16 protein-coding genes are annotated in these 14,477 nt (G+C 40.5%); 6 read left to right on the top strand and 10 right to left on the bottom strand.

Translation table 11 applies throughout. From position 1 onward, the window contains the following. Positions 1 to 311 precede the first annotated feature (311 nt). The 7 genes from LS67_RS03555 to LS67_RS03525 form a co-directional block, all read right to left on the bottom strand. On the bottom strand, positions 312 to 899 hold the full coding sequence (locus LS67_RS03555) for a phosphoribosyltransferase (RefSeq protein ID WP_034325745.1): 588 nt from the start codon (positions 897 to 899) through the stop codon (positions 312 to 314). A 125-nt stretch (positions 900 to 1,024) separates the two neighbouring features. Next, a complete protein-coding gene (gene tmk, locus LS67_RS03550; RefSeq protein WP_034325743.1) occupies positions 1,025 to 1,612 on the bottom strand; it encodes a dTMP kinase in 588 nt (195 codons plus the stop codon). Continuing rightward, positions 1,612 to 2,109 carry a pantetheine-phosphate adenylyltransferase gene (gene coaD, locus LS67_RS03545; RefSeq protein WP_034325741.1) on the bottom strand — a complete coding sequence of 166 codons (498 nt, stop codon included), beginning with the start codon at positions 2,107 to 2,109 and terminating at the stop codon, positions 1,612 to 1,614. Before coaD ends, tmk begins: the two co-directional genes overlap by 1 nt. Continuing rightward, the gene (locus LS67_RS03540) at positions 2,110 to 2,697 is read right to left on the bottom strand and encodes a UbiX family flavin prenyltransferase (protein ID WP_034325740.1); all 588 of its coding nucleotides are present in this window, start codon (positions 2,695 to 2,697) and stop codon (positions 2,110 to 2,112) included. A gap of 23 nt (positions 2,698 to 2,720) precedes the next feature. Further along, the gene (flgA, locus tag LS67_RS03535) at positions 2,721 to 3,650 is read right to left on the bottom strand and encodes a flagellar basal body P-ring formation chaperone FlgA (RefSeq protein ID WP_138109580.1); all 930 of its coding nucleotides are present in this window, start codon (positions 3,648 to 3,650) and stop codon (positions 2,721 to 2,723) included. 48 nt (positions 3,651 to 3,698) lie between these two features. Next, the gene (locus tag LS67_RS03530; protein ID WP_034325737.1) at positions 3,699 to 5,804 is read right to left on the bottom strand and encodes an ATP-dependent helicase; all 2,106 of its coding nucleotides are present in this window, start codon (positions 5,802 to 5,804) and stop codon (positions 3,699 to 3,701) included. Next, positions 5,805 to 6,302, bottom strand: a complete 498-nt coding sequence (locus LS67_RS03525) for a DUF2147 domain-containing protein (protein WP_034325735.1) — start codon at positions 6,300 to 6,302, stop codon at positions 5,805 to 5,807. A gap of 121 nt (positions 6,303 to 6,423) precedes the next feature. On the opposite strand from LS67_RS03525, the gene LS67_RS03520 reads away from it, so the two are divergent. From LS67_RS03520 to LS67_RS03510, 3 genes are read left to right on the top strand one after another with little or no spacing between them, the layout of a single operon-like run. Next, positions 6,424 to 7,101, top strand: a complete 678-nt coding sequence (locus LS67_RS03520) for a hypothetical protein (RefSeq protein WP_034325732.1) — start codon at positions 6,424 to 6,426, stop codon at positions 7,099 to 7,101. 10 nt (positions 7,102 to 7,111) lie between these two features. Beyond that, a complete protein-coding gene (pyrE, locus tag LS67_RS03515; RefSeq protein WP_034325729.1) occupies positions 7,112 to 7,726 on the top strand; it encodes an orotate phosphoribosyltransferase in 615 nt (204 codons plus the stop codon). Between the two features lie 5 nt (positions 7,727 to 7,731). Continuing rightward, positions 7,732 to 8,343, top strand: coding sequence for an RDD family protein (locus LS67_RS03510; protein WP_034325728.1), 612 nt, complete (start codon positions 7,732 to 7,734; stop codon positions 8,341 to 8,343). 47 nt (positions 8,344 to 8,390) lie between these two features. Here LS67_RS03510 and LS67_RS03505 read toward each other — a convergent pair whose 3' ends face one another. After that, positions 8,391 to 9,053: a Crp/Fnr family transcriptional regulator gene (locus LS67_RS03505; RefSeq protein ID WP_034325726.1), complete on the bottom strand. Its 663-nt coding sequence runs from the start codon at positions 9,051 to 9,053 to the stop codon at positions 8,391 to 8,393. A 126-nt stretch (positions 9,054 to 9,179) separates the two neighbouring features. Between LS67_RS03505 and mnmG the strand changes: the two genes are divergently transcribed. The 3 genes from mnmG to LS67_RS03490 are packed head-to-tail and all read left to right on the top strand — an operon-like array spanning position 9,180 to position 12,888. Beyond that, entirely contained in the window at positions 9,180 to 11,078 is a 1,899-nt protein-coding gene (mnmG, locus tag LS67_RS03500; RefSeq protein WP_034325724.1) for a tRNA uridine-5-carboxymethylaminomethyl(34) synthesis enzyme MnmG, read from the top strand. Positions 11,079 to 11,105: 27 nt separating this feature from the next. Then, positions 11,106 to 11,711: a UPF0323 family lipoprotein gene (locus LS67_RS03495; protein WP_034325722.1), complete on the top strand. Its 606-nt coding sequence runs from the start codon at positions 11,106 to 11,108 to the stop codon at positions 11,709 to 11,711. A gap of 1 nt (position 11,712) precedes the next feature. Beyond that, positions 11,713 to 12,888: a glutathionylspermidine synthase family protein gene (locus tag LS67_RS03490; RefSeq protein WP_034325720.1), complete on the top strand. Its 1,176-nt coding sequence runs from the start codon at positions 11,713 to 11,715 to the stop codon at positions 12,886 to 12,888. A 100-nt stretch (positions 12,889 to 12,988) separates the two neighbouring features. Here the strand turns inward: LS67_RS03490 and LS67_RS03485 are convergent, their stop codons facing one another. Then, positions 12,989 to 13,873 carry an LPP20 family lipoprotein gene (locus LS67_RS03485; RefSeq protein WP_052082207.1) on the bottom strand — a complete coding sequence of 295 codons (885 nt, stop codon included), beginning with the start codon at positions 13,871 to 13,873 and terminating at the stop codon, positions 12,989 to 12,991. A 13-nt stretch (positions 13,874 to 13,886) separates the two neighbouring features. Then, positions 13,887 to 14,462 carry an LPP20 family lipoprotein gene (locus tag LS67_RS03480; RefSeq protein WP_034325717.1) on the bottom strand — a complete coding sequence of 192 codons (576 nt, stop codon included), beginning with the start codon at positions 14,460 to 14,462 and terminating at the stop codon, positions 13,887 to 13,889. Between the last annotated feature and the right edge of the window lie 15 nt (positions 14,463 to 14,477).

The raw sequence follows: 14,477 nt of genomic DNA, 5'->3' as shown, positions 1-14,477 counted from the left end.
TTTACTTATTTGCTTTAATGTCTTTGTGATACTTACTTATCTTTGCTTTACCTACCTTTTTTTCCTTACCTTACTTCACTTTGACTTTGTTTTTATATATAAACAAAATACTTTATAAAAGCTTTATCCTTATATTTAGAATAATCTACTCCATAGAAATGGCTTTTAATAAGGATTTAGGATCTAGCTTAGGCAATCCTTGAAAACGAGTAAAAACAATAAAGATTTAGATTTTACATAATGAGTTTAAAAACTTGCAACTTTAGAGAAGTTTATTATTCAAGAAATATTAGAAAGCAGAATCCTTGAAACTACCTCGCATCACAAAGCGTTAGGCAAAAAACGATTTTATAATTGGGTTTTAGCACATTTATCGCTTCATTAAGACTCGTGCCTGTGGTAATAATATCATCAAATAAAATAATATGAGAATCTTTAAGTGGCTTTTGTAGCACAAATCTCTTAGGGTTTTTCTGCCTAAATGCTAAACTTTCACCCGCATATTTCACATTATTTTGTGCTTTAAACACACCATAATGCGCCTTAAAACACCCCCTGCTCTCCTTGACAAACACCCTCATCATCACACCATTATGGGAATATGCCCCATAGGGATAATCATCTAAGCCCAGTATCTGCACACCTTGCATAGATTCTAAAACCTCCATATTGTGGGTGAAAAAATAGAGAGCCGCCTTTTTAGCGAGTAATGGAAGTATGCGCGAACCAATCAAAGAATATTTGCTTTGCATCAATAGCATCACATCTTCATAACGATAAAAGCTATATGCCTTTATAGAATCCGCCAAGATTCTATAACGAGGCGTGAGCGGGATAGCTGCGATACAAGCCTTACATACCGCTTGTAGTGAAAACCTCTCGCACACTAGGCATTTCATCAGCTCACCTTTCTTTACAATCTAAAAGCCATAAATTTATATTTGCAAATTTTTGTTTTTAAGCGATAAGATTCATAAAATGAGAATCCATAAAGTAACATTTCCTCTCACTTTGTTTTCTATACTCACATATTATCATCAATCACCCTTATAATCTCCTCATAAATCTCCTCTCTGCTCTTAGCCGCATTTATCACAATATGCTTAAGCCCCACGCGCTTTGTGGATTCTAAAAGGCGATTTTGTATTTCAAGCATAAACTCAATGCCTCTCCCCTCAATACTATCGTGTGTCTTTTGGGCTAACCGCGCTTTTAGCTGCGCCTCCTCAAGCCATAAAAGCACCACAAGATGCGGGAAATGCCCCCTTAGCGCAACTTCATTAAAGATGATACTTTGCGCCATATCTATATTTCTCGCATACGCAATGCTTGAAATCACGCTTCTGTCAGAAATTACAAGCTTATCCTTATGCGGAAGCAACACCTCTGTGTAATGCTGTGCCCTGTCAGCTAAAAATAAAAAAAACTCCGCATAGCTATCAAGCGTAAAACTCTCCCTTTGGGGTGCAAAAAGCACCAAATCACGCACAGATTTGCCCAACACACTCCCGCCGGGCTCTTTGGTAAAAATCGCACGAGGATAATACTTTCTCAGTAGCTCAATCTGTGTGCTTTTGCCACAGGTATCCACGCCCTCAATTGCGACATACATTATTTTTGCTCCTTGTGCTTATTGTAAAATGTAAGGATTAAATCCGCCACACTGCTTGGCACAAGGTGTTCGAATGCACCATTATGCAACATAATCGTGCGCACGACAGAGGAGCTAATAAACGCATTTTGCAATGTCGGCATAAAATAAATCGTCTCTAGCACACTATTAAGCGAAGCATTGGCATAGCCCATTTGTAGCTCATACTCAAAATCACTCACCGCACGCAATCCGCGTATAATCATTCTCGCACCCTTTTCTTTCGCAAAATCTGCAAGGAGGTTAGAAAATCCCTCAACGCGCACATTTGGGAGATTACACACACTTGTTTTTAGAATCTCTATGCGCTCATCAAGCGAAAAGAGCGGATTCTTAGCCGATGAGTGCGCCACTGCCACAATCACATTATCAAAAATCTCAACCGAACGTTTAATAATATCCAAATGCCCATTAGTTACAGGGTCAAAAGTGCCCGGATAAATGGCGAGTTTTCTCATCTATTCCTCCTCTGTGTGATATTTCCAACGCGCATAAAGTGTGTTTGGAATCTTTAGACTATCAAGCCACTTACCAACAAAAAATCGCTCCATAGATTCTAAATCCTGCACCTTAGCATAATATCCCACAATCGGCGGAGCAATAATCACGCCAAGTGCGGATAATTCGCCCATTTGCCTTAACGCAATGGGGCTTAGAGGCATTTCACGCGGAGCTAGAAGTAAGGTGCGCCGCTCTTTAAGCATCACACTTGCAGAGCGTGAAATCAGCTCATCGCAGATACCATTTGCGATTTTTGCGAGGAGATTCATACTTGTAGGCACTATCGCCATAGCCGATACGCCAAAGCTCCCGGAGGCAATACCACTCTCCATATCATTTTCACTAAGGATTCTAAAATCTTTGCGCTTAATATCATTAAGAGAGGTTAATATATCAATGCCTAACTCATTTTTAGCGACATTTTTTGCCCCCTCACTCACCACGACATAGAGTTCAATAGAATCTGGGATATTTTCAATCAGTCTCAAGCCTAAATGCACCCCACTTGCTCCACCTATGGCAACTACGAGCTTTTCTTGTTTCATACTTGCTTCCTATTTACAATATCTCATATAATCTCGCCCCTACCCTCATCAATCACTCTTACACGCAATATTTTTCCGCTCGTGGGATTTTGCGCATTTATGACTTCATCATACGCACCATTCTGCCGAGCCTCTAGCACTACCTCCATACTTATGCCATTTTCCCGTGCTAGAGCGCGGATTTTCTCGCCTTTTTTAACAATCACTTTTGGCTTAATCTTATCGCGTGTAATTGATGTATTTGCGCGGATAAAGCTTTTTGCACTACTCTTATTCAAGTCATTTATACCAATATAGTCTGCACCCACGCGCGTAAAGGCAATATTATCTATACGCGTATTATGTCTATCAAGCACTTCATTTACAGAAATATTTTTTGTGCTTTGTAGCACCTGTAAATTCCCATCAATACGATACAAAAAGGTAAGTTTTTTTATCTGTGTGCTAGGTGGGGTGCGATATTTAAGATTCAAAGTGCCACTATGTTTTTTAAGCATTACTTCTGGCAGTTCATAGCCCACTACTTCATAATCCTTTGGCATATTTAAGAGAGGGCGCACGAGCAGATTCTCTATCTTTAGCCTCTCACCATAATACTCAATATACATCTTTTTTATAAAATCAAGTGCTTCATTCTCACGCATATCGCTTACAAAAGTAAATTCCACCCATTCGCTTTCAAAGCTCACAATCTCATAGCCATAGCGCATAAAAATGAGCTTAATATCTACACTTTTAAGTTTGAGGCTGAATTTATCCGCAGGGAGCGTGGCGATTTTAAATCTCTTGTCTATACGCGGAAACATATCAGTGGAGTAAATATCGCTATTATGCACCTTATAGTTCTTAGCCAAATGCAGTTTAGAATCCGGTATATACACATCGTCCGCATAAAGAGCCGCACAAAAAATACCAAACGCGCTAAATATCGCGGTAAAAAGAAATTTTTTCATAAACCCCACCTTTTTTGGTATTTGCAAAATACACATTTTAGAATCTTGCTACACAACTTGCACAAATGACGCCATAATCTCGCGCACCAATCCCGCAAAATTGATTTTTAACTTGCATTGTGCGCCCTTACCGCTCACAGATTCTATCACACCTATGCCAAAAAGCTTGTGTCGCACCTGCATTCCCCTGCTAAACTCCTGTGTAGAATCCGCACTGCCCTCTATCGCGCGTAAAGAACCTACTGCGATACTATCCCTTGCGCTACTTGTTACCACACCGCTTTCTTGTAAAAAGCGTGAGGGCTTCAGCCACTCCCTCTTACCTTTATAGAATCTGCTTTTTGCAAAAGAGAGGATGAGAAAATCTTTCGCACGAGTAATTGCCACATAGCCTAGTCGCCGCTCCTCTTGTAGCTCATCATAGCCACCACTCAAAGGAAAAAAACCCTCCTCTAAGCCAATCACATATAAATACTTAAACTCTAAACCTTTTGCCATATGCACACTCATACAGCTCACCGCCTCGCCTATGACTTCATCGGTAGGACTTGCCAAAGCTAAATCATTGAGAAAATCCACAAGGGTGTTGGTTGGATTATGTATAACATAGTCGCCAAACATACCATAAAATTCCTCAATATTGCCCTGTCTATCGACTTCATCAAGCTTACTAAATGTAAAAATAATCCGCTCTTGCATAGATTCTATAAGATCACTCAAATCATTCAAATTCTGCCAACATTTGATATGCGAGACAAGCTCCATTACACTTTCATATGCTTTTTTACCGAGTGCTTGTGTGGATTGGTCTGGATAAGTTTCAAGCGTAGCAAAGCAGGAGAGATTTTTACTTAAGGCTAGTTTCTCTAAACTCTCTTGTCCTACCTTGCCAACGCCTCTTTTTGGGCGATTGATAATGCGTAAAAATGAATAATCATCGTGTGGATTCACAATGAGGCGTAAATAGCTCAATATATCCTTAATCTCCGCACGCTCATAAAATCTCATCGCACCGATGAGTTTGTATGGAATCCTCGCACGATTAAAGCCCTCTTCAATGCTCCTTGAAAGCGCATTTACGCGAAATAAAATCGCAATATCGCTAGGATTCACACCCTCTGCGAGTAATTTTGCAATATCCTTAGCTAGAAATGTCGCCTCCGCGCTTTCATTATCGTTTTCTATAAGCCTTATATCTGCACCCGTGCCCTTTGTGCTTTTGAGATGTTTTCCTAAGCGATTTTGATTATGCGCAATAAGCGCGTTTGCGGCATTTAGAATTTGCTCACTACTGCGATAATTCTCCTCAAGCCTTACTACCTTGACTTCATCAAATGCCTTTTGAAAATTAAGGATATTGCGCACATCAGCCCCACGCCACCCATAAATGCTTTGGTCGTCATCGCCCACTACACAAAGATTATTATGCGCCACACAAAGCAGTTTTAGAATCTTATCTTGAATTTCATTTGTATCTTGGTATTCATCAACCATAATGTATTGGTATTGTTCGCTCATTTTTTGTGCTATGTTTGAATCTTGCGAGAGAATCTTATAAGTGAGATAGAGCAAATCGTCAAAATCAAGCAGATTCTTACTCTCTAAATACCGCTCGTATTCCGCGTAGATTCTATTCATCTGCTTTGTCTCATCAGTATGCGCGTAGCTAAAGGCTTCCAAAGGTGAGAGAGCAGCATTTTTCATATTTGAAATATAATAATCGCATTGCGCAGGTTGAAGCTTTTTATCACACAAAGTCTTTAAAATTACGCGTTTATCATCGCTATCAAGCACGACAAAATTCGCCTCTCGCCCCAAAGTGTGGATAAAAAAACGCAAGAAAATCAACCCAAATTTGTGAAAAGTGCAAAGAAGCGGTGGTACATTAAAGTTATGCTCCAAAAGTGCTAATGCCCTATCCCTCATCTCTGCTGCGGCTTTATTTGTAAAAGTAAGCGTGAGGGTGTTTTCTGCGGGAATCCCCACTTCATCAATGAGAAAGGCAAGGCGCGTGGTAATTGTCTTTGTCTTACCGCTCCCAGCCCCTGCAAGAATAAGCATTGCACCATCAGCGTATTTAGCCGCCTCCCTTTGGGCGAGATTGAGCGAATCTAGGGCTTTTTGAAGTTTTATAGAAGTAGATGTAGCTGACATTTAAGGCTTAATATCCTTGAGACTAGCCTCTACTACGGAAAAATCCGGCTTTTGCGAGAGATAGGGTTTTACTTCCTCATCACTTAGCCTCTTCCATATTTTTGTCTCGCCCATATAGCCAGTTTTATCGAGACTTCCGCGTAGCTCTAAAACATTGCCCTTAAGCGTAACCTTTGCGTAATAAATTTTCCCCGCATCAAAATTATACACCTTGCCGTCTTTAAAAACATCGCTTTTGCCATCACGCACGAGATTATAGACAAACACACTTCCCTTATCAACACGTTCTCTTAGGGCAGGGTCTGGATTATTGGCATCTTTTTTAGGTGCACTCCCATCAACATTGGCAAAGCCATAAGCGTAATATTTTTCACCCTTTTTGAAAAATTCCACGATAGATTGCTGCCCCTTTTCGCCTTTATGGGTCATATAATATCCCTCTAACTCTGCTCCAAAACCTACACATAAGTATATAAACACTAAACCTAAAATACGCATTATTGTCTCCTTAAAATCTAAAATGTGGCACGAGATTAGCTTTTATAATTACCAAAATTGTGCCTTATTTCTTGCAAGTATAGCAAAATATACTAAAATAATATGAAACTAAAGGGGTGGTATGAGTAAGAAAATATTGCTAGGGTTACTTGCACTATCGAGTATCGTGTATGGGGCTCAAAGTGTGCCGGTGCAAGACTTTGAGCACGATAAAACACCAGAAGAAGTGCTTGGAGATGTCTCACAAACGCGTCAGCAACTGCTCTATGATATTTATGGTATAAAGATAAAAAAAATCAAAGATGTGCGTGAGGGCTTATACGCGGCTGTGAGCTTAGGTGCTATCTATACTCCCTCACTCGGCACAAGCAGTATGCTAGGTGTTGAAGCTGGATATGATTTTATTTTTAAATCTAGACACTCACTGCGTATTTTTGGATTCTTCGACCGCACAAATTATGGTGCATTTGAGGACTTAGAATTTAACCCGACAAAGCCAAATCGTATGCAAATCTACCGCGGTGGTATATCCGCAGAATATAGAATCTACGCTTCGCGCTATGTAGGGTTTCGTGTGCGTGTTGCCTCATTTGGCTCAAGCTATCTTTCACGCACAGATAATGCCACTATGCCAATATTCACACAAGAGCGCAAAATATGGTTCTACCCCACTTTTGCCTTTGGTCCAATCCTTGTGTATGGCAGACATCACGAGCTATTTATAGGCTATGATTTACTTGATTATGAGAAAGAGCGCGGCGCGACTGCAAACTATCTCAAATATACATACAAATTTTAAAGGAGATTCTATGCTTGATGTGAAACAATGCTACATAAACGCAAACGCGCTACTTAAGGGGCATTTCTTGTTAAGTAGTGGCAATCACTCTGACCATTACCTACAATCTGCGCGCGTGCTTGAAAATCCAATAGTCGCAGAGCGCTTAGCCACCGCCTTAGCTACACAGGTTAAAGATTCTAAAATCAAGGTAGATTGTGTTTGCTCCCCAGCGATTGGTGGGCTTCTAGCCGGGTATGAACTCGCAAGAGCCTTAGGCGTGAGATTTATTTTTACCGAGCGCGTAGAAGGGCAAATGCAACTCCGCAGAGGCTTTGAAGTCTCTCAAGGCGAGAAGATTCTTATCTGTGAGGATATTATTACTACCGGTGGTTCAGCTTTAGAATCTGCGCAGTGCGTAGAGTTTGAAGGTGCGGAAGTGGTAGCTTATGCAGGATTAGCTAATCGTGGATTCTGTAAGCGCGTAGGTTCAAGCTTAGAGCGCAAGAAAGAGGCTCGATTGCCCGAGCATATACCGCTTTTTGCGCTTGAAGATTTTGTGTTTAATATGTATGAGCCACACTCCTGCCCTCTATGCGCAAGTGGCGAACAAAAGGCAACTAAGCCCGGTAGTCGTGGGAACTAACACCTATGGCAGCTCCTACGCGTTGGCGCAAACTCAAGTCAGCCAATAAGCCAAATAAACAAGCACAAAATTCTAAAACGCATAAATCCCAATGGGTAAGATTCAATAATTTTTCACTCAAAAATCAACTTCTCCTAATGTTTGCAAGTGAGCGTATAAAGGCATTTATTACCGATATGTTTATGATAAATATGCCAATTTTATATCTCACAACCTATGTGTTTTTGGACGGCAAGGACGCTTTCACGCATAATCAAAATGTTATTTTTGTCTGCGGGATAAGCTATGGTGTAATCCTCTCACTTTTTTTTGCATTCAGCGCACAAACGCCGGGCTATCGCTATATGCGCCTCAAGCTCGTGCGCTATAACTCACAAGATTCACAGAGTTTAGATTCACAAAATAAAACTCAATCTATAAATACATTAGAATCCACACAAAATGCAAATACAGAATCTAAAGGAGAAAAAGTGGGCTTTGTGCGTTCCTTTGTGCGCTATGGGCTATGGGTATTTGGCACGAGCTTTCTTTTTGGAATCTTACTAGGACTTTTTCGCAAAGATGGGCGATGTCTGCACGATGTGCTTTGCAATACGCAAGTAATAAGCGTAAAATGAGGTAAATATTTTTCACCCAAACGCCAACAAAACGCGCAAACTCATTTTTACTCGCCATAAAGCTTCGCAAAAAGCGCACTATCTTTGATATAAATCTCATTATGTTCATTTTTTGCAACTACATCTTGCTGAAACATTTTTTGTAAGATTCTACTTAAAGATTCGGTTTGGATATTCAGCTCACGCGCAATCATTTGCCGTTGATTTTGGTTAAAATAACTAAGCCTATGGCGTAAAAAATACGCTACACGTGAGGTGCTATCGTTCATTTCCTTGAAATTAACAAAATTTTTAAACACAATGAGTTTATCCATAAATTCACTCATTAGCGCGTTACTTATCTCAATATCACTCAACACAAGCTGATGGAGCTTGGTAAGCTCAAGCATTACAATTTCACTTGATTCTAGAGCACGCACATTCGCCGCTGCCACATATGGCACAAACGCACCAAAGGCATTTATCATTCTCGTCCCTGCAGATTCGCTATCCACATAGCATAAAAACATTTCATTGTCATTTTTATTCATTTTATATAACTCGACCTTGCCACGCGCCAAAAAACACGCGTGCTCTATACGCTCACCCTCATAATGCAAAACACCATTTCTTTTAAGATAATGCAATTTGCTAATCGCCTCTAAAGATTCTATACTTTTCTCGCTTAAATGCGCAAAAACGCCAATCAAAGACAAAGCCTTTCTTTTCACGACAAATGCCTCCCAATCGTCTATATTGACACTTATAGTAGCAAAAGTAACCAAATAATAATAAAATGCGCTTTTTCTTTAGAAATTCCACACTTTATCGATAAAAATGAGTAGGAGCACAGATATATGGAATATGATGTATTGGTGATTGGCGGCGGACACGCGGGATTAGAGGCAAGTATCGCTAGTGCAAAAATGGGCGCAAAAACCCACCTTATCACACTTTTGGTGCAGAATCTCGCCCTTGCAAGTTGCAATCCCGCTGTGGGTGGGCTAGGCAAGGGGCATTTAGTCAAAGAAATAGATGCGCTTGGTGGCGTTATGGGAGAAATTACCGATGAATGCGGAATTCAGTTTAGAATCTTAAACTCCTCCAAAGGTCCTGCTGTGCGTGGCACGAGAGCGCAAATTGATATGGATAGATATAGCATTATCGCAAAGCGCATAGCTCTTAGCACCCCTAATCTTACCATTTCGCAAGAGAGCGCAGAATCTCTCATCTACGAGCGAGATTCACAAGGGCGGTGCGTGGCTAAAGGCATTATCACAAATATCAAAAAAACCTACTATGCGAAAAAAATCATTCTTACCACCGGCACATTTTTGCGCGGGCTTGTGCATATTGGCGAGACGAAGCTCCATAATGGGCGATTTGGCGAGTTAAGCCCACAGAATTTGAGCGCCTCACTGCAAGAAATTGGGCTAAAGCTTGGGCGATTAAAAACCGGCACTTGCGCGAGAATTGATGGGCGAAGCATTGATTTTAGCCATTTAGAAGAGCATAATGGTGATAGCAATCCCCCGCATTTTAGCTACAAAACAAGCCACTTTGCTCCCACACAACTGCCCTGCTATGTAACCTACACAAACGAAACCACGCACAAAATCATTAGGGAAAATTTCTATCGTGCGCCACTTTTTACAGGGCAGATTGAGGGTGTAGGTCCTCGCTATTGCCCTAGCATTGAGGATAAAGTCAATCGCTTTGCCGATAAAAGTCGCCACCAGCTTTTTCTCGAGCCACAGACTAAAGAAGCAGTGGAGTATTATATCAATGGGCTTTCTACTTCACTTCCTATTGATGTGCAAGAGGAGATGATTCATAGCATTCAAGGGCTAGAAAATGCACATATTACGCGCTATGGCTATGCAATAGAGTATGATTATATTGAGCCTACCGAGCTTTATCATACCTTAGAGACAAAAAAATGCGCGAATCTTTTTTTAGCTGGGCAAATAAATGGCACAACAGGCTACGAAGAAGCTGCCGCACAAGGTATTGTGGCAGGAATTAATGCCGCGCTTTCGCTTAAAAACCAATCCTTTTGTCTCTCGCGCAATGAAGCTTATATCGGCGTGATGATAGATGATTTAGTTACTAAAGGCACAAAAGAGCCTTATCGCGTCTTTACCTCTCGTGCGGAGTATCGCCTCCTGCTTCGTGAGGATAACGCGTATTTGCGACTAGGCAATTACGCATATCAGTTTGGACTTATTGATGAGGCGCGTTACCAAAACATACAAGCAGATAGAGGGCATATCTCGCGCACTTTGGATTACCTAAGCACCCATTCCCTCACACCCAGTGCAGATAATCTCGCTCTGCTCTCCTCACTCAATCTCGCGCCAATTAGCGACAAAACGCTTCTCATTCATATCATTGGGCGTGAGGGTTTAGATTCACAAACATTACGCACTTTACTTACAAACTGCGGTGTAGAAAATGTGGATTCAATGAGTGAATCTGCCCTTATGCAGATTTTTATAGAATCTAAATATTTTGATTATATACAGAAACAAAAGGCGCAAATAGGACAAATGCAGCAAATGCTTCAAGTGGAGATTCCACGCGATTTTGTGTTTGATAAGATTCCCGGGCTTAGCCTTGAAGTGATTGAAAAGCTAAAAAAATTCACGCCAAAAAGCCTTTTTGAAGCAAGTGAGATTAGCGGGATTACACCAGCAAGTATTGATGTGCTACATCTATATATCCACCTGCATCATAAAAAAATGGCAAAAATTTGATACAATTTTGCAAAAAAAGGAGCGCGTATGAAACATATCCACACAATTAAAAACTACGCAATGGTTGGTGGGCTAGGCGTTATGGCAGTTTTTAGCCTCAATGCCTGTGATGAGGGTAACTCAAATGATTTAAACAGCACTTTGCAAAATAGCCAAAAAAATGGTGCGTTTGTCATCATTGAGGAGCAAATAGATGGCACTTATAAGGTGCTTGAGGAATACCCTAGTGAGCAAACGCGCGTAATGCTTAAAGGCATTAATGGTGAGGAGAGAATGCTCTCTCAAGCGGAGATTGATGAACTCATTAAACAAGAGGAAGTTGCTATTGATAATGGGCAAAGTAGCCTCACAAATCCAAATGGCGGTGGCTTAGGGCTTGGCGGGGCGATTCTAGCAAGTGCGGCAGGGGCGATTCTAGGGAGCTATATCGGTAATAAACTTTTTAATAATCCAAATTATCAAGCTAATCAACAGCGCAACTACAAATCCCCACAAGCCTATGAACGAAGCAAAAATAGCTTTAATAACAACAAAACCGGAACAAGCACAAGCAAAGCAAGTGGCGGTAAAAGCGGATTCTTTGGTGGTAATACATCAACAAGCACAAGCAAAAACAGCACGATGGGAGGCTGATATGAAAATTAGCACACTTTCACTGCCCGATAAAAATGCTTTAGAATCTATGGGGCTCACTTGGCATACAGATGCCGATGACACCTCGTATCTAAGCGATGAGCTTATTCATATCAGCGACACAGAGGCAGAGGCTTACTATGAGGCAGGAAATGAGCTTTATGATATGTTTATAGAAGCTGGAGAGTATGTGATAAAAAACGACTTATTCTTTGAGCTAGACATTCCACCAAGTCTTATTGGTGCGATAAAACAAAGCTGGGAAGAAGATATACATTGGCATTTATATGGGCGGTTTGACTTAGCTGGCGGGCTTGATGGTAAGCAGATTAAACTTTTAGAGTTTAATGCCGACACGCCAACAATGCTCTATGAAAGTGCGCTAATGCAATGGGCATTACTTAAATATAATGGACTTGATGAGATTGCGCAGTTTAATAATATCCATAATGCTTTGAGTGAAAATTTTAAACGTCTCATTACGCTTGAAGAGGACACTTCACGCTTTGAGGAGCTATATGAGGGCTGGAAGATTCTATTTTCTTGTATAACAGAATCTTATGAGGATATTACTACCACGCGCTTTTTAGAATATGTTGCTAGAGAATCTGGCTTTGTCTGCGACTTTGCGCCCATTGATGAAGTGCATTTCTCCCCCACAGAGGGCTTAAGCCATAATGGTGTAAATTATGAATTTCTTTTCAAGCTCATTCCGTGGGAAAATATCGCCATTGATGAGCCTGAACTCGCAGCACTCATAAGTGAAATGATGGAAAATCGCAATAGCATTTTTCTTAATCCCGCCTACACATTGCTTTTTCAAAGTAAAAGAATGCTGAAGATTCTATGGGATTTATTTCCTAATCACCCGCTTTTGCTTCCTGCGAGCTTTGAGCCATTGCCACAGATGAAACAAGTGCGCAAACCTGCCTTTGGGCGCGAGGGTGCAAATGTAGAGATTTTAGACACAAATGGCAAGATTCTGGAATCTAAGTCAGGCATATATGGCAATCACAAATCGCTCTACCAAGCTCACTATGAGCTAAACACGCACAATGGCGCATATTATCAGCCTAATGTATTTTTTGCCTATGAATCTTGTGGATTGGGATTTAGAAAAGGTGGAGCGATTATTGATAATTTTTCAAAATTTGTAAGCCATTATGTCACAAGATAACGATAAAGTTTTCGCTACAAAAAGATAAAATCTACGATATGCAACTAGCAAGATTCAAAACTTGCTAGTAGATTTTTACACTCTGCAAAAGAGAATATAATTAATTTTCTATCCACTCTTGCATTTTCTTATATAGCTGGACACTCACGCGCTTGGTTGCAAACTCAAAGCCCTTATTCGTTTCCTCGCTCACATTTGTGTTAAAAATGGGATTATTACGACAATCTAAAATACTAAAAAGTACATCAATTTTTACACCCTTAGCACTTTGAATTGCACGCACCTCCGCATAAAGTGTATGTGCTGCATCATTTTGAATCGTGTAAAATTCCCCAAGCTCCTTTGCCAAGTCATTGTAGATTCTTGCACTATCTACATTGCTTCTTATGACAAGCTTTGCAGCAGGGAGTGGCATATTCGCGCTTAAAAGAGATTCGAGATTATCCAAAGAGCGAGTTTGCTTTTCTAAAGTCTGCAATAACTGACTATAGAGCCAAAGTTCATTCAAAGCATTCTCTAAGCGCAACTTATCCTTAGCAGAAAGTATCTTGCATTTGCTAAGACTTACTACATTGAGCGTGTTATAAGTATTGTTAAACTTATTTTGAAACTGCGATATAAGCGCACTTTTCAAAATTTTTGCCTGCACATAATGCTGTCCATTTTCAAACTCACTCTTTGTATATTGCACATCACTTAGCTCCATAGCCGCCACATCTAGCTGTATATCACTACTCGCCTTGTGTGTGATATTAGAATCTTGCCTCTGTGTTTGTGTTTTAAACTGAGAACTTACCTGCACACTTAGCTGTGAGCTTATATCATTTAAAGCCCTAGCCTTAGCACTCTCAAGCTTTGATGCACTACCAAAACCTATAAGATACGCACTATCCTGTGTATCTTTTCCATACCACGAGGGCGGTTTTGCACCGCCACCACAGCCCATTAAGAAAACAATGCATAATATTGGAATAATAAAGCGCATATATCACTACTCATTAAAATGAGTTGAAGTTTCTTAAAGCTTCTTGCTTAATATTGCTTGGTAAAAGTTTGTTTTGGTTAATTTGCTTTTTGACATTAGCTTCCAGCTTCGCCTTATTATCAGGGCTAAGCTTTGCAAGGACAAAAATGCGAGTAGCATCTTTATTTATCCAAGTATCCGTTTGCTTCGTGCCACTTAAAATATTAGAAACGCTTTGCTCTGTAATTTGTGAAGCAGCACTTTTCATACTCGCATCGCCAAAATCACTTTTAGACGAAGCTTTTGCTACTGAAATCAAACCTTCCACCTTGACTTCTACTTGTCTCGCAATCTCATCTCTAGCTAGGGCTAAAGCTTCATTACGCGCAAAACCTATATCTCCGCCGACAATCTCCGCGTCTCCTATGGCACTCATATCACCTTGTCCGCCATTAAGCACCCAATTTGGTGCACCCTGAATGCTAAGAGCTTTAAGAGTTTTTTTGTCGATACTCTTTCCGCCAACACCCAGTGCATCATCACCACCACAACCGATTAAAAGAAAGGCTGCTACAACACTTCCTGCTAATAATTTTACCTTTGTATTCATTTTGTCTCCTTTGTT

Source organism: Helicobacter sp. MIT 03-1616, assembly GCF_000765685.2.
Classification (GTDB): Bacteria; Campylobacterota; Campylobacteria; order Campylobacterales; family Helicobacteraceae; genus Helicobacter_C; species Helicobacter_C typhlonius.
The sequence above is the reverse complement of the archived record's forward strand: the minus strand, read 5'-3'. Positions and strand labels throughout refer to the sequence as shown.